15 protein-coding genes and 1 pseudogene are annotated in these 16,324 nt (G+C 36.8%); 6 read left to right on the top strand and 10 right to left on the bottom strand.

Going from position 1 to position 16,324, the window contains the following annotated elements; genetic code table 11:
- Nucleotides 1-150: 150 nt before the first annotated feature.
- The 4 genes from HME9304_RS02025 to HME9304_RS02010 all read left to right on the top strand — a co-directional run bounded on the left by HME9304_RS02025 (nt 151) and on the right by HME9304_RS02010 (nt 3,340).
- Nucleotides 151-792 carry an LON peptidase substrate-binding domain-containing protein gene (locus HME9304_RS02025; RefSeq protein ID WP_239023373.1) on the top strand — a complete coding sequence of 214 codons (642 nt, stop codon included), beginning with the start codon at nt 151-153 and terminating at the stop codon, nt 790-792.
- A gap of 152 nt (nt 793-944) precedes the next feature.
- Nucleotides 945-2,138 (top strand): ADP-forming succinate--CoA ligase subunit beta, encoded by a 1,194-nt coding sequence (gene sucC, locus HME9304_RS02020; protein ID WP_112377004.1) that lies wholly within the window; start codon nt 945-947, stop codon nt 2,136-2,138.
- Nucleotides 2,139-2,396: 258 nt separating this feature from the next.
- Nucleotides 2,397-2,798: a TerB family tellurite resistance protein gene (locus tag HME9304_RS02015; RefSeq protein ID WP_112377003.1), complete on the top strand. Its 402-nt coding sequence runs from the start codon at nt 2,397-2,399 to the stop codon at nt 2,796-2,798.
- A gap of 116 nt (nt 2,799-2,914) precedes the next feature.
- On the top strand, nt 2,915-3,340 hold the full coding sequence (locus HME9304_RS02010) for an Hsp20/alpha crystallin family protein (protein ID WP_112377002.1): 426 nt from the start codon (nt 2,915-2,917) through the stop codon (nt 3,338-3,340).
- A 115-nt stretch (nt 3,341-3,455) separates the two neighbouring features.
- Here the strand turns inward: HME9304_RS02010 and HME9304_RS02005 are convergent, their stop codons facing one another.
- From HME9304_RS02005 to HME9304_RS01985, 5 genes are read right to left on the bottom strand one after another with little or no spacing between them, the layout of a single operon-like run.
- Nucleotides 3,456-4,994 (bottom strand): M20/M25/M40 family metallo-hydrolase, encoded by a 1,539-nt coding sequence (locus HME9304_RS02005; RefSeq protein ID WP_112377001.1) that lies wholly within the window; start codon nt 4,992-4,994, stop codon nt 3,456-3,458.
- Complete coding sequence (gene uvrB, locus HME9304_RS02000; protein WP_112377000.1) at nt 4,991-6,976, bottom strand: excinuclease ABC subunit UvrB; 1,986 nt, start codon at nt 6,974-6,976, stop codon at nt 4,991-4,993. Before uvrB ends, HME9304_RS02005 begins: the two co-directional genes overlap by 4 nt.
- A gap of 39 nt (nt 6,977-7,015) precedes the next feature.
- Entirely contained in the window at nt 7,016-8,761 is a 1,746-nt protein-coding gene (locus HME9304_RS01995) for a T9SS type B sorting domain-containing protein (RefSeq protein ID WP_112376999.1), read from the bottom strand.
- Nucleotides 8,762-8,788: 27 nt separating this feature from the next.
- Nucleotides 8,789-9,622 carry an ABC transporter permease gene (locus HME9304_RS01990; RefSeq protein WP_112376998.1) on the bottom strand — a complete coding sequence of 278 codons (834 nt, stop codon included), beginning with the start codon at nt 9,620-9,622 and terminating at the stop codon, nt 8,789-8,791.
- Nucleotides 9,623-9,626: 4 nt separating this feature from the next.
- Entirely contained in the window at nt 9,627-10,523 is an 897-nt protein-coding gene (locus tag HME9304_RS01985) for an ABC transporter ATP-binding protein (protein ID WP_112376997.1), read from the bottom strand.
- Between the two features lie 74 nt (nt 10,524-10,597).
- Here HME9304_RS01985 and HME9304_RS01980 point away from each other — a divergent pair, with 74 nt between their 5' ends.
- Nucleotides 10,598-11,674 carry a hypothetical protein gene (locus tag HME9304_RS01980; RefSeq protein WP_112376996.1) on the top strand — a complete coding sequence of 359 codons (1,077 nt, stop codon included), beginning with the start codon at nt 10,598-10,600 and terminating at the stop codon, nt 11,672-11,674.
- Here the strand turns inward: HME9304_RS01980 and HME9304_RS01975 are convergent, their stop codons facing one another.
- From HME9304_RS01975 to HME9304_RS01955, 5 genes and pseudogenes are all read right to left on the bottom strand, one after another.
- Complete coding sequence (locus HME9304_RS01975; RefSeq protein ID WP_112376995.1) at nt 11,675-12,733, bottom strand: nucleoid-associated protein; 1,059 nt, start codon at nt 12,731-12,733, stop codon at nt 11,675-11,677. It abuts the gene before it with no gap.
- A 46-nt stretch (nt 12,734-12,779) separates the two neighbouring features.
- Nucleotides 12,780-13,274 carry an IS1096 element passenger TnpR family protein gene (locus HME9304_RS01970; protein ID WP_112376994.1) on the bottom strand — a complete coding sequence of 165 codons (495 nt, stop codon included), beginning with the start codon at nt 13,272-13,274 and terminating at the stop codon, nt 12,780-12,782.
- A gap of 27 nt (nt 13,275-13,301) precedes the next feature.
- Complete coding sequence (locus HME9304_RS01965; protein ID WP_112376993.1) at nt 13,302-14,336, bottom strand: COX15/CtaA family protein; 1,035 nt, start codon at nt 14,334-14,336, stop codon at nt 13,302-13,304.
- Between the two features lie 142 nt (nt 14,337-14,478).
- Nucleotides 14,479-15,921: a CCA tRNA nucleotidyltransferase gene (locus HME9304_RS01960; protein ID WP_112376992.1), complete on the bottom strand. Its 1,443-nt coding sequence runs from the start codon at nt 15,919-15,921 to the stop codon at nt 14,479-14,481.
- Nucleotide 15,922: 1 nt separating this feature from the next.
- Nucleotides 15,923-16,036 (bottom strand): annotated as a pseudogene (locus HME9304_RS01955) (L-threonylcarbamoyladenylate synthase); the annotation flags it as partial.
- 109 nt (nt 16,037-16,145) lie between these two features.
- Here HME9304_RS01955 and HME9304_RS16865 point away from each other — a divergent pair.
- Nucleotides 16,146-16,304 (top strand): hypothetical protein, encoded by a 159-nt coding sequence (locus HME9304_RS16865; RefSeq protein ID WP_164674712.1) that lies wholly within the window; start codon nt 16,146-16,148, stop codon nt 16,302-16,304.
- Nucleotides 16,305-16,324 lie beyond the last annotated feature (20 nt).

Raw genomic sequence — 16,324 nt, 5'->3', positions numbered from 1 at the left:
CTTTAGCACAAATCTAGAGGTTGCCGGTTAGTTGCACAAAATTATTTTTATAGAATATAAATTTATAACAAATTGTTTTAAAAATAACAAATATGATTATTTGTAGCTTGCCCTTTTAAACTTGTCATTGTACATTTAAGGAAAATTACTATGATGAAATTACCCCTATTCCCATTGCAGTCGGTTTTTTTTCCTGGAGAAACGGTTCCATTACATATTTTTGAGGACAGGTACAAACAATTGATTGTCGATTGTAGAAAAGAAGCAATGACTTTCGGTATACCTGTATACATAAACAATACAATTTCATACGGTACAGAAGTACAATTGGTAGAAGTGGTCACAACCTATGACAATGGAGAAATGGATGTGATGTGCGTGGCAAGACAGGTTTTCAAAGTCCTTTCATTCCAAAATCAAATAAAGGGAAAACCTTATGCTGGAGGCGATGTACAATTTTTGGATATGGAAAATGATGCTAGCGAAAAACTTAGAAAAGAAGTTTTGGAACATGTTGAGAAGCTATATGATTTAATGGAAATGCCTTTTACCAAAACCTCACCAAAACAATTCAATAGCTATTCATTTGCCCATAAAATGGGACTCTCATTTGAGCAGGAATATGAACTTCTCCAAATTTCCAATGAGACAGAACGCTTACTGTTTATAAAAAATCATTTAGAAAATACGACATCGGTTTTGAACGAAGTCAAACGTACCAAAGGAATTATAGAATTGAACGGGCACTTCAAAAACTTTGACCCATTGGATTTTGACAATTTCAAAACCTAGGTATTAAATTGAACTGGCTTTTTTACTTGAAGCCCAATTTTACAATCAATATATAATGATTGAATCTTTGGGCATATTAATTATTCTTTTTTCACCTTCAATTTGTCAATGTCATTTTCTATTTTTGTCACTAAACAAAAGTTAACGCATAGATGAATCTTCACGAATATCAAGGGAAAGAAATTTTAGCCAGTTTTGGAGTACGGATCCAACGTGGAATAGTGGCCCGCAATGCAAAAGAAGCAGTTGATGCTGCAAAACAACTTACACAGGAAACAGGTACTGGATGGCATGTAATAAAAGCACAGGTACATGCAGGTGGTCGTGGAAAAGGCGGTGGCGTTAAATTGGCAAAAAACTTAAAAGAAGTAGAAGAGCTGGCTGGAAGCATCATTGGTATGAACTTAGTTACTCCACAGACTTCTGCAGAAGGCAAAAAAGTACACCAAGTGCTTATTGCAGAAGATGTCTATTACCCAGGTGACAGTGAGACCAATGAGTTTTATATGTCTGTTTTGTTGAATAGGAGTACGGGCAGAAATATGGTCATGTATTCTACGGAAGGCGGAATGGACATTGAGGAAGTCGCCGAAAAAACACCACATCTGATATTTACGGAAGAAATTGATCCCGCTACAGGCCTGCTGCCGTTTCAGGCAAGAAAAATTGCGTTTAACCTTGGACTTTCCGGAACAGCTTTTAAAGAAATGACAAAATTCGTCACTGCTCTTTATAAAGCATATGTTGAAAGTGATTCAAGCATGTTCGAGATAAATCCGGTTTTAAAAACATCCGATGATAAAATCATGGCCGTAGATGCCAAGGTTTCCATTGATGATAATGCACTTTATCGTAGAAAATCCTACGCAGAAATGCGCGATTTGCGCGAGGAAAATCCTATTGAGGTCGAAGCACGTGAGGTAGGTTTGAACTATGTGGACTTGGATGGAAACGTTGGTTGTATGGTAAATGGTGCCGGACTTGCAATGGCAACCATGGATTTGATCAAAATGGCGGGTGGTGAACCAGCCAACTTTTTGGATGTAGGTGGTACTGCTGATGCCAAGAGGGTAGAAGAGGCGTTTAGGATTATTTTAAAAGACCCAAACGTAAAAGCTATTCTTATCAATATTTTTGGGGGAATCGTTCGTTGTGATAGAGTTGCCCAAGGCGTGGTAGACGCTTATAAAAACATGGGAGATGCCATTAAAGTACCTATTATCGTAAGGTTGCAAGGAACCAATGCCGAATTAGCGAAAGAAATAATTGACAATTCAGGCCTGGCGGTACATTCTGCGGTACAGTTTCAAGAAGCTGCAGACAAGGTGAAAGAAGTATTGGGTTAATTTTCCTGATTTAAAATAATAAAAGGGCAACGTTTATTCAATGTTGCCCTTTTTTATTGCTTTGAAGACATCTCTTTCCATAACCTTAGATTTTAACTTCAATGACGATTTAAAATGCCTGCCCAGGGAATTGTGCACTAATACTGAAATTCGAGAGTTTTATTGAACCGATTCTTTAACTCTTTTTGCTTTCGATATACACTAAAGTCTGTAGTTTTAGAGTTATCTTATAGGTGCTAAACCACAAAACCCAAGATCATGGGAACTTATGAAGAAAAATTGAGTATTCTTTCAGAGATGATCGCCTTTGCTAGAGTAGATTATTCTCTTAAAGATTCAGAGTACCAGTTTTTGTTGGGTGTTGCTTCAAACTTGGGAATTGATAAGGCAACTTTTAAAAAACTACTTAAGAAAAAGTCGCCCAAAGTTATATTAAAATCACAGGCTGAGCGTATTGTTCAGTTTCATAGACTGTTACTTTTAATGAACATAGATGAGGAACAGCACCAAAAAGAAATTAATACACTACATAACATCGGTCTTGCCATGGGACTACCGCCTTCTGCTATTGGTCAGGTTCTACAGGTAATGCATAAATACCCAAACAAGGTTATTCCAGTAGATGTGCTCATTAATATTTTTAAGGCCCATTACAATTAACGCCATATTGACAGTATTATTTGTTAAGAAAATGTCAAAATGACATGAATTTTTTAATGGTATAGGATTTGACTATGTATTGGTGATTTAAAAGTTTAACATTAAAATTTATCACCATGAGTATAGTAAAAAGAAATAATCTGTTTTTGCCATCATTGGTAAATGATGTATTTGGACCAGATTGGTTCGGAGGAATGGAAAATCAAAAAAACTTTGTTCCATCCGTAAATATCAAAGACAAGTCAAAAGGTTTTGAATTGGAACTGGCTGTTCCCGGATTCAATAAGGAAGATTTTCAAATAGAGGTAGATAATGATGTCTTGACTATTTCCAGTGAGGTAAAGTCTGAAAATGAAGAAACCAAGGAAAATTATACAAGAAAAGAATTCTTCCATGCTTCTTTTAAAAGAGCATTCTCTTTACCTGAAACAGTGGACGGCACTAAGATAGATGCAAGTTATGAGAATGGAATCTTAAGGTTGACACTTCCCAAAAAAGAAGAGGCATTACCTAGACCCAAAAGATTGATTTCTATAGGATAAGTCATAAAGAAAATTATGAATACACCAATTTAGGTGTTTCATGATGGTTGGTTGGTTAGTTGGAAAGCGCGTTTCTCCGCACTAAAACGGTTGAGGCGCGCTTTTTTTTGCGCCATCATTGCATGGGTTCATTTAGGACTGCAATACACGACATTATTCCTTCTAAAAAATTACCTATTCTTAAATTCTCATTGGGTGCATGAATACTATTATCAGGATTGGGTATGCGCAAAGAAACTGCTGGTACTCCCAGTGTATTGATAAATGGGGCAATGGGTTGTGAACCGCCCGTGGTGCGCATATTGACATAATTAGGACCAAAAATTTTGGACATAGCAGCATTTAGCATTTTACCAAGCGAAGAGTCAAACGAGGTTCTAAAAGGCTTAGAGCCAAGTCTATAGCTAAAAGAAGCCAATTTGTTGTGAGCGGCACGTTCATCATCCGTTGGATTCTCATCTACTAAATGAAAACCTCTACTTACAATATGTTCCCTAAGAGATTCCATCAATCTTTTTCCATCGGATTCTGGTACCAACCGCATGTCGAATTCCACCGTTACTTCAGAAGGAATCAATGTCCTGACCTCTTTCCCTACCCATGCTGCATTTAGGCCTCTAATGTTCAATGAAGGATATTGTAATGATTCTTGATAGGTTTTACCTACCAAGTCAGGTCTTGAAATGCCGAGGTCGGCCTTTATCTCTGTCAAATCTTCTGGAACTTTGTTGAGCTTCTTCTTTTCCGTTTCGGTCAATTGAATATTATCATAAAATCCTGGAATCAACACCCTACCCTTTTCATCTTTCAAAGAGGCGATCAATCGTGCCGTTTCAAAAACGGGATTTGGTGCAAAGTTCCCATACTGCCCGCTATGCAGTGGTTTTTTGGCTCCAAATACTTTGAGGGTGGCCGTTGCTATACCTCTTGCACCATAGGTTAAAGTGGGCAAGTTGGAAATATGTCTTGTGCCATCCATAATCAATATCGCATTTGCATCCAAAAGCTCTCGATACTCCTTAACGGCTTCTGGTAAATCTGGAGAGCCAAGCTCTTCTTGAAAATCCATAATGACCTTTATATTATATGATGGTGTTATTTTCAAATCTTCCAAAATTTTCAATGAAGTAATAAATGCCATTGCGGGTCCTTTGGAGTCTGAGGACGAGCGAGCAAATATTCTCCAGTCCATATCCAATTCAGTAGTTCTGGTATCTTTTGTGATTGTGGACCAACTACCATCTTTGGATTTTTGCTTGATAACGGGCTTATACGGATTTGATTGATCCCATTTAGTTGTATCTACAGGTTGACCATCAATTTGAAGATAAAAAAGGAGACTGTTTGCGTTTCCAACATACTTTTTCTCTGCAAAAAGCAGCGGTGCTCCCTTTGTTTGCAATGTTTTGGTTTCAAAACCAAGTTCATTGAATATTGAAGTACATTCTCTAAGATTATTATTGATGTGATTTTGGTAATTCCCATCATTCGGAATCTTTAAAAAATCAATCAAGTTCTCTACGGCTGTTGGCAATGAATTTTTAGCAGCAATTTTAATTTGTTCCTTTGACAGTTCTTGTCCGTTTAGGTTGAGAATCATAAAGAAACTTGCCAATACAATTAAATTTTTATTATCAAAGATGTATTTTATCATGATTCTTGGAGTACTTTGATTTCATCCCTCAATTTAGCTGCTTCCATAAAATTAAGTTCCTTGGCAGCTTTTTCCATTGCTTTGCGTTTTTCACGGACCATCTTTTCTTTTTGGTCTTGCGTTAGGTATTCCAGCTCAGGTTCTGCTGCGCGTAATTCTTCTTTTTGAAAGTGATAGGTAGAGACCGAGTTTTTGGCCAGTGCATTGTCCAGACTTTTATTAAGGGCTGTTGGGACAAGGTTGTTTTCTTTATTGTAGGCCATTTGTTTATCCCTTCGGTAATTGGTTTCGTCTATGGTTTTTTGCATACTTTCCGTTATGGTATCCGCATACATTATCGCCTTTCCGTTCAAATGTCTGGCAGCACGGCCAACGGTCTGTGTCAAAGAACGGTTACTTCGCAGAAAACCTTCTTTATCCGCATCCAGAATGGCAACAAGTGAAACTTCTGGCAGGTCTAGTCCTTCCCGTAGCAGGTTTACGCCAATTAAAACATCAAAAATTCCTTTTCGCAGATCCTGCATAATTTCAACCCGTTCCAAAGTATCCACGTCGCTATGTATGTAGCGGCATCTTATATCGATTCTCGTTAGATATTTTGCGAGTTCTTCCGCCATGCGCTTGGTAAGGGTGGTCACCAAGGTCCGTTCATCTTTTTCAACACGCTGCTGTATTTCTTCTACCAGATTATCGATTTGGTTTAAACTTGGTCGAATATCGATAATAGGATCCAATAATCCCGTAGGCCGAATCACTTGTTCCACGTATACTCCTTGGCTCAACTGTAATTCATAATCGGCAGGTGTTGCACTCACATAAATTACTTGGTTTTGAAGCGCTTCGAACTCTTCAAATTTAAGTGGCCTGTTATCCATCGCAGCTGGAAGCCGAAAACCGTACTCCACCAAGTTTTCTTTTCTTGAACGGTCACCACCGTACATGGCGTGGACTTGTGGGATGGTGACGTGGCTTTCATCGATAATCATAAGATAGTCATCGGGAAAATAATCCAAAAGGCAGAACGGTCTGGTACCTGGCTCTCTTCCATCCAGATATCTTGAATAGTTCTCAATGCCCGAACAATAACCGAGCTCGCGTATCATCTCCAAATCAAAATTTGTACGTTCTTCCAAGCGTTTAGCTTCGAGTGGTCTGCCTATTTCTTTAAAATAATCTATCTGCTTGACCAAATCATCCTGTATCTGATGTATCGCGTTCTGAAGAATATCGGGAGAGGTGACAAACATATTGGCAGGATAAATATTAAGGGAGTTATAGACCTCAATAACATTGTTATTAAATGGGTCCAAAGCCTCAATCTCTTCAATTTCATCACCAAAAAAATGAATTCGGAACGCATGGTCCGCATAGCCTGGAAATACATCGACCACATCACCCTTGACCCTAAAATTCCCGTTTCTAAAATCTGCGGTAGTTCTGGAATATAAACTTTGCACCAACTGTTTTAAAAATTTGGTTCTTGATATTACTTGATCCCTATGGATTGAAATCACATTTTTCTGAAATTCAACGGGGTTTCCAATACCGTAAAGACAAGAAACCGAGGCCACCACGAGAACATCCCTACGGCCCGATAATAAAGAGGACGTGGAACTTAATCTTAGCTTTTCAATATCCTCATTGATGGAAAGATCTTTTTCAATATATAAACCACTTGTTGGAATGTATGCCTCTGGTTGGTAATAATCATAATAGGATACAAAGTATTCTATGGCATTATTGGGAAAAAATTGTTTAAATTCTGAATATAACTGAGCTGCCAAAGTTTTATTATGTGCCAGTACCAGCGTTGGACGCTGTACCTGTTCTACTACATTTGCAACTGTAAACGTTTTTCCCGAACCTGTTACACCAAGTAGCGTTTGATGCGGCTCTTTTTCATTAATGCCATTTACCAATTGCTGTATTGCTTGGGGCTGATCTCCTGTTGGACTGAAATCCGATACTACTTGAAACTTCATTTTTTAAAATTACGAAGCAAATGGTTACTTCAAAAAGAATTATCGTCTTAATGCAAAATGTCCTTTAAATTCTCTGTTGTCGGTTCCAATTGCCCTGTACCAATAATCGGAAGCGGGTAGGGGACGACCATTCAATTGACCATTCCATTCATTTGAATTAGGTGTAATATTAAAAATAAGTCTCCCATACCTATCGTATATCGAGATGGAAACAATTTGAAAATCCTCTTCTAAATTAGGAGGGCGCGTATATCGCCAAAAATCGTTGATTCCATCTCCATTTGGAGTAAAAAATTTGGGAAAACCTTCTGATATTAAATCCTGTTCAACATCTTGCCAGCGTATACAGCCATTTTCGCTTTTATCCCTAACATAAACAGTATTTTTTCCAATGGGCACGTTGGTAAAAATATTGCTGTCTTGATATGGTCCATTTATGTCATTTAAAGCAAAATCATACTGACTGTTTCCAGATACATTTACCGTCAATGTAATGGTTTCACCCTCTCGTTTTACGTCTATAGAATTTATACTGGGACCTGGTATTACCTCTACGCTAAATTCTTGAGAAGAAGTACACGGAATGTTGTTTCCGTTTGGGTCTGCAAAATTGGTAACATCCAATCGGTAAAGGCCACCTTCCGATATTACAACTTCCTGGGTTTCTGATAAAAGCTCAATTTCGTTCCCCCCAGATGTAATACTTGTCCATCTATAGGTTTCGGCAATAGTATTAGTAGATAACAAAACAGGTTCCGAATTCTCGCATAAAACAAAAGAATTTGGAAAATTTAAATCTGGAAAGAGTGTTATAATTTCTCCAGTCGTTCTATCTAAAAAAGGGCCACAGCCTATTGCAGTAGAGAAAGTTTCTTCACTACAGTTTATAGCTTCACCAAGTTCGTTCTTTGGTATTATAATCACAAATATAGTTCTGTTGGGTTCAAATTCTAAAACAGGTAACATGGTGGCAAACACTTCTCTGTCGCGTAGTATTTCTTTTCCATCTGGTGTAGTACCCAAACTTACTGTGTAACTCTGTGCACCTGATACTGGCTCCCATTGCAATATTGTCGTTAGTGGGATATTTGAATCACCATTTCGAGGGGAAATCAATCTCGTACACCCCAAATTTGTTTCTATATCTTGGGTAATAAATGATTGTGAAATACAATTTTGAGCAATTCCAATATTATTTAAGGGTACAATGGTTACAAAAATTTCTGTATTCAAAGGAAAATCATCAGGGGGATTAAATGTTAATACATTTCCCACATTTTGTGGACCAAAAATTTCAGAACCTCCAATACTTGTACCTATACTCAATCTATAATTATTAGCTTTTGGAGAATAATCCCATCTAAGATTTGTTCTGAAATTTACATCAATCTCATTATTTGAAGGGTTTTTAATTGATGTGCAATTGGGTATGGTATTAACATTTTCAGTATTAAAAGAATTACTTGGACAAACTATGTTCTCTGTTCCGTCAAAAAAAAGTAGTGTAATTGTTATATGAACTTGAGTATTGCTTGGAAGCCCTACTGGTGGTCTAAAGAAATTTGCACTCCCAACGTTTCTTTCAGCAACTATATCTTGTGCTCCTGGGGTAGTTCCTATTGCAATAGAATAGCCCGCTACACCTGGAATTATCTCCCATGATATAGCAGTTTCTACAGGAACATTCGTAGCACCTCCTAAAGGATTAAGGAGTGACGGACAACTCTGGGCAATGGAAAAAAAAGGGATTAATACTAATCCTATGTAAAGCAATTTTTTTAGCATTTGACAAAAATCAAACACTACAAGATACTATAAATCACGCTTTTTTAGCAATGCATAGGATAAATAGATGAAAATAGCTGTCCAACCGAGAACAATCAGAATTTCATACCAGTGTACTTGATAATCTAAATTTATTTTTTCACCTACTTGGTCTGCGACGGTCTGTACAGCTTCCAGTCTTGTTATTGGTTCTTTGATAAGATTGTACATTGATTGCAAAGGAAAAAAGCCCATGACCATTTCCGTGGTTTCTTTATCAAATAATTTCCATCGTATTAGGCCAGTAGTTATGCCCTCTAAAATTTGCCATATTACAAGAAAGCCCAAAGAAAATGCAGACCGTTTTACAAGGATCCCCAAGAAAAGACAGAATGAAAAGAAGCCTACCAGTTTTACAAAAAATGCTACTAAAAATTCCAAATCAGAAAACACGATGGATAGTTCATCATAATCTGAGTAGATAGAACCTAAAATAAGGGATACAACAAACACAAATACCGTAGAGACCAATGCAAAAGAAATTACAGTAAGAAATTTTGAAAGAATAAATTCCTTTTTGGATAGTCCGTCTATTAAATTCTGTTTAATGGTCTTATTGCTATATTCGTTGGCCATCATGGAGACGATTACTATTGCCAAAAACAGTTTAAAGAAAGCAGTTACAAATGTGTTGAAATGCCATATGTAAGGAAAGTTGAAAATACCGATTTCAGCTAAATGAAATTTGATAGGACCTATATCGAACTTTATGGCCGCTATCAATGCAATCGAAGTCAAAAGTACAAAGTAGGAAGATATCAATATCTTACTGGCTCTGTTGTTCCAGAGTTTTATGAACTCTATTTGAAGTAAACGTACCATTGTTTTAGCTGTTTTTGGTCAAGGTTAAAAATTGTTCTTCAAGACTTTCTTTTCTTTTAACTAGATGGGACAGTATCATACCTTTTTCAAAAAGCATTCTATTGAGTGCTTCGGCGTTCATTTCTTCATTTAGAAAAGCGGTCAATGTCCCGTTTTCTTTTATGATTTTCCCAAAACTTGGATTTTTCTCCAATAAAGATTCAAGTTTTTCCATATCGGTTGTCCTCAATTCAAAAAAACCATGACTAGCTAGCATACTGTCTACGGGACCGGAGTACAGTTTTTCACCTTTTCTGAGAATTACCACATGGGAACATACTTTTTCCACTTCATCCAATAAATGTGAGGCAAGTAAAATAGTAGTTCCTTGACTTGTTATTTTTTTAATGATTTCACGAATCTGATGGATTCCCTGCGGGTCCAGACCATTTGTGGGCTCATCAAGAATGAGGATTTCGGGATCGTTCAAAAGTGCGGAAGCAATGGCCAATCGTTGCTTCATACCTAAAGAGTATGTTCTAAACTTGCTGTCTTTCCTGTCCCATAAACCCACCAACTCAAGTTTTTCCTGAATTTTCGTTTCAGGGACTTCTTTAATTTTACAAACTAGTCTTAAGTTTTGCACGGCCGTCATGTAAGGATAAAAGTTGGGTCTTTCTATAATGGCACCAACTTTTTTCAAAGCTTCGTGGGTAGAGGTATTTCCATCGAACCAGCTAAAATCTCCAGATGTTCTATTGACGACATTTAAGATGATGCCAAGAGTAGTGGACTTACCACTACCATTGGGTCCCAAAATACCGTAAACGTTTCCCTTTTCAATAGTGAATGATAGATCTTTTACAGCAGTTAGAAAGCCAAATTTTTTTGTAAGATTGTTTACGGTCAGTATTGTTTCCAAGTCGGAATCGTTTTTTGAATTGTTTATAGTAACTTGACGATGTATTGTCGATTTTGTTACAAATTAGGGAAAGAATGTCCGAGGAAAAATTAATGTCAAAGAAAAAACCTGCTTATCCTGTCAATAAAAAATTGGATGCATACTTGGATAAGTACAACAGAAAAATAGAAATACCCATATTTTATGATGATCTACTTCGTTTTGCAGGCTCTGTTTCAGTTTATGATGAAGAAGGGGAAGATACTTTATGGGTTAGGGTATACTATTCAGAATTTGACCGTGAAGAAATTGATCTGAGCCTAAAAAAGGTTTACTCCATATTGCACTCAGACGGAAGCGAGCGTATTTTGGAGTATTTGAATATTGATGCGGTTGACTATTGCACCTTCGGTAATTCCAAACCCTTCAGAATCAAGGTGCGCAATATTTTGAACGACAACTATACCCATTTTTATGTAAAAAAAACAGATTCTTCAAGGGTGTACGGCCTTGAGCTAGAGCACATGCTTTCCCCTTACAATTTAAACTTTTTGGTCTACAAGGACACGCTCATAGAAGAACATATAGCAGGGATACCGGGAGATGTTTTCATAAAGGACATGTTGCCCAACTGCAGTGAACGGGAGCAGGCACAACTGGCCAAGGAATTTGTAAAATTTAATGAGCGTTGCATGATACGATTATTGGGAGACATGCGTTCCTACAATTACGTAATAGTACCTGTTCATGATTTTGATCACGTTGTTTACCGAATTCGAGCAATAGATTTTGACCAGCAATGCTTTGAAGGAAAATTTAGGGTATACTTGCCGCAGTTTTTTAAGGAAAACTTAAACATGGTCAAATTGGTAAGTTCCAGATTACAAGAATATTCCGTTGATCAGTATAAAATAGAAGAACGTTCCATAGTTGCCAAAAGAATCATAAGTTCAGGAAATAGGATAAGACGATTGATAAATTGCGTGAAAACAGATGAAATATCTTTACCGGAGAATGTCACGCGCTTAAAGGAAGAACTACACAATTTTACCATGGATGTAGACTTTAAGAAGTGCGAAACTATGGGGCAAGTATTGTCCGCCGCACTGGATTTTGTTCGGCGTAACTACGAAAACGTGAGCATGAGCCAAATAATCGAAAAGAAATTTTGATCAGGATTTCTGCTCTTTGTTAAAATAGACCAGATAATAGTACATCTGTTTTTCCTCATCCCATCCTTTTTCGACAAATTTTTCAGCGGATTCAGGATTTATAAAATCCATTTTAATTTGAATATTGGTATCTAGATTGATGACGTTTTTTATTTTCTTTCGTGCATCTGAAACGGCCTTGTTGGCGATATCAAAATTGGAAACGTCCTCGATACTGAATTTTGGCCCTTTCTCTACTTTGTAGTGTTTGAACTCTGGTATAAGTTCAGGGTTTTCCAACACTTCGTTCAAAAAATTACTTTCCTCGAAAGCGTCATTCTTGGCGAAATGATTTACCGCACGGTTCATGAACATGACTTCTTGTTGTTTATCCTCTGCAGGAAGTACAACATCTTTTGCAAAGTTCTGACAGAATTTGAGGTAATTCTTTGTATAGAAATTTTCATCTGTCAATGGAATCAGGCCAAGAAAGTCTTCAAGCCAGTATTTGGCATCATATCGGTTACTATCCACGGATAAAACTTTATAGCCTTCCTCTTTATTAACATTAAAAATGAGACAGCCTTTATCCAATTTATTGATATTGATTCCTTGGCGAATTAAAATTTCAAGGTTTTGCTCTTTTTCCTTGAATTGAAGAAAATCATGCTTCAATTCACTTTTAAAAATACCTACCGCATCTGTTTTTTCATTGTCGATTACCACATCCGAAAAATTGACTACATAAACCTCACCGCTTTTTATGTGTGGATGATTGGATTGCTCAAAAAGATGTGTAGTAATCTTTTTTGAAAGTAAATGTGTTTTTGAAGGATTTCCAAACAGCTCTGCAACTGATTTATAAACTTCATTGAACTCCACATCTACCTCATTCGAAAATCTGAAATAGTTTTCTTCCTTCTCTCTAAAGGGTTTGAAAAAGTATTCTTTTAAAAGCCCCGACATTTCATCATTCAACGAAAAGGGTTCTGCGGATAAAAAAATAGATTCGCCTTTATTTTTGTTGCCAACGCTATGTAACGAAACACTTTCAATTTGGGCAGGATATAGGTTCAGCATTTTTAAGTTTTACTAAAATTTAGTTATAAGTTAGGGCAAGGTCGGTTTAATTCCAGTTTTCATCAAAATCAAGGTCGTCATAATTATCAAAGGAATCATCAAAATCAACTGATGGTTTCGATTCAAATTTCTTCTCAGGTGGGGAATCTGGCAGTTCGCCAAAACTGAATAAAAGATTGGGATAAGGACTGTGGTCCTCTTTTTCTGTAATATCTGCCAGTTCCACGAAAAATGTCCACATACTGAAAAAATCATAGACATAGATTAACTTCGGATTTTGCTCTGTTAAAACATCTTCCAGCACAGTTTCGTTCATCAGTCTTATATCAGAACCGCTCTCGCTCATATCAAAAAGTGCGATTTCTTCATCTTGGTTCCATTCTTCATCACAGGTATAGAAAGAAGCCATTTCACTTCCACCAAATCCAAAAGCTTGTGTAATGGCATTATGGAACTCTTCCAAAGTATTGGAATCCTCTATTTCCAAATCCCTGAAGATATCTTCCTCAGCATCAAGAATAATCCTGATTTTATAAATCATCCGAAAATTTTTAGAATGAGGGCAAAGTTACGAAGTTTTGAGACTTCCCTTAACGTTAATTGTTTCCAAAATCAAATAGAATTGTACACCAAAAAGAAGGGATGCCAATACAAGATGTGCTGGCTGGCTTCCGAACGGGAAATCAATATAGTACATGGAAATTCCCGTGATTATTTCCAACCCAATAAGAACGAGGACCCAGTTAATTTTGGGAAAGTATAGTTTTTTTGCTTTGATGGTAAACCATAAAAAAACATTGGCCGCCAAAACCAATATAGACAATGAGCGGTGTATATAAAATTGCAGGTTTGGTTCAAGCAACCATAGGTCTTTGGAATTTTCACCGACTATTTTCACCTGCTCGTCCACAAATTGCCTAACCTGTGTGCCAAGTATAATTTGAATCAACGTAAGCAACAATACCGCAACAAAAAGATAGTTGAGGGGCAAAAATGTTTTTTGCGATTTTTTATTGGGCTTTACCCTAAAGATTATTACAAGCAAAAATGCAACAATCAACAAGGCCATGACCATGTGAACTGTTATTTTCACAGGTGCTAGGACTGAATATACTACAGTTGCTCCAAGCCATGCTTGAAAACCCATGCCTAAAACTGTAAGCCATGATAAAATAGTGACACTTTTATCGGTTTTCCAATACCTAATGGAATAGACTGCTAAAATTAGCGTAAACAGCCCTGCCAATGCACCGAGCAATCGATTGATGTACTCTATCCACGTGTGCCATACATTGAATATTGCATAATCATGTTTAGTGTAAGGTTTCCAATTCGCGCTGTTGTATTGGCCAAGTGTGGTAAAATTGGACTGTGCTATTTGAAGGGTTTCGTCAACAATGATTACTTGTCCTTTTTCAAATTCCCTTTGCGGTCGCCATTCCAAAACTTCTGCATTTGTTGGAGGAATATAATATCCAAAACACTTGGGCCAGTCAGGGCACCCCATCCCGCTCCCTGTCATACGCACAACGGCCCCTGCGATGATAACCAAATACACAAGCACCAATGTGAGTTTTGCTATTTTTCTGAAGCTCAAATTCATATAGGATCACATATTAGATCGTAAGTGTCTTCCTTTGGAAAAAAATTAGTCTTTTTATACACTTTTGTTATTGATTGCATTGCCTTTTGCCAATTTTTAAATCTCTGAATGTGAACATAATGAATTAAAAAGTTTAACTCATTTATTTTGAATCTTTGTTGCTTGTATTCAAAAGACCCAATTTTTTTCCCTTATCGAGCATAAATTGGTAGGCAGCATCATGATTATTTAAAATTTCACCTTCAAGTATAGCTTCTTTTATGGCATCTTTGATAATACCGATTTCTTTTGACGGATTTAAACCGAATGTTTTCATAATTTCCTCACCTGTAACAGGAGGTTGAAAATTACGCACCTTATCCCTTTCTTCGACCTCAATTATTTTTTCTCTTACAATTTTAAAATTGTTTTTATACCTTTTTTGTTTTTTTGGATTTTTAGTTGTGATATCCGCCTCGCAAAGTGCCATAAGGTCATCAACATTATCGCCCGCATCAAATACAAGTCTACGTACCGCAGAGTCCGTCACATATTCTTGGGAAAGGATAACAGGTCTGGAGCTCATCAACACCATTTTTTGAACAAATTTCATCTTGTCGTTCAAGGGCATCTTGAGCCGCTTAAAGATTTTGAAGACCATTTTTGATCCTACAAACTCATGCGCATGGAATGTCCATCCTATTTTTTTGTGGAAACGCTTCGTAGGGGCTTTACCAATATCATGTAATAGTGCGGCCCAGCGCAACCAGAGATTATCGGTGTTTTCTGAAATATTATCCACAACTTCTAGGGTGTGCCAGAAATTATCCTTGTGTCGTTGTCCTTCAATTTCTTCTATACCTTGTAAGGCGGTAAGCTCAGGAAGTATAAAGTTCAATAAACCTGTTTGGTGCATCAATTTAAAGCCGACAGAGGGCTTTTTACTCAAAATTATTTTATGGAGCTCATCAACAATTCGCTCATTGGAAACGATTTTAATTCTTTCCCTGTTTTCAGAAATAGCCCTAAGTGAATTGGATTCGATGTTAAAATGTAATTGTGTGGCGAACCGAATTGCCCGCATCATTCGCAAAGGATCATCGGAATAGGTGATTTTTGGGTCGAGTGGTGTTTTTATTATTTTATTGTCCAAATCTTTTAGCCCATTGAAAGGATCTAAAAGCTTACCAAAGTTTTTCTGGTTCAAGCTAAATGCCATAGCATTTATAGTAAAATCTCGCCTATTTTGGTCATCTTCGAGAGATCCGTTTTCCACCATTGGCTTTCTACTGTCTCGATTGTAGCTTTCTTTCCTGGCGCCAACAAATTCCAGCTCTAAATCTTGGTATTTGATCATTGCCGTACCAAAATTTTTGAAAACAGAAATATTTGGTTTTCCTTTTAGTTTTAGAGCCAACTTTTGTGCAAGTTCAATTCCGCTGCCAATCGCCACAATATCTATATCCTTTGGCTGATTTCTTTTTAAAAAATAATCCCTGACAAATCCTCCAATAACGTAACAATCGATGCCTAAATCTCTTGAAGTGTCCCCTATAAGTTTAAAAATATGGTGCTGTATTGCTTTTTTGTGGAATTCCTCCGTCATTTTATTCCCTTATGACCTTTACCAGACCATCATTGCTCAATTTTATGATGGACGATGTAATAGGATTTCTGTTTGTGTTCTGCAAATTTACCACATAGTCCACTCCTTTTAAAATTATATAGTGTATCATGTTTAAAACAATAATAAATAAGAAAAAGATTACTATTAATTAACATTTTTAATATTACAAAAATTAAATTATAACCCTAAATTAAATCTACAACATGAAAAAAATTTATTTATTTAGTCTGATTTGTACGCTTATCGCTTGTCAAGATGATATAGCTGAAGACATTGAATCTGTTTCAGAATTTGATGGACAAGAAACGATTGTATTGGATGGCACCGAAGTCACTCTTAATTTTAGAGAAATAAATGGTTAAATAAAGTATGAAGAATCTGA

Source organism: Flagellimonas maritima (assembly GCF_003269425.1).
In the GTDB taxonomy this organism is placed as follows: Bacteria; Bacteroidota; Bacteroidia; order Flavobacteriales; family Flavobacteriaceae; genus Flagellimonas; species Flagellimonas maritima.
The sequence above is the reverse complement of the archived record's forward strand: the minus strand, read 5'-3'. Positions and strand labels throughout refer to the sequence as shown.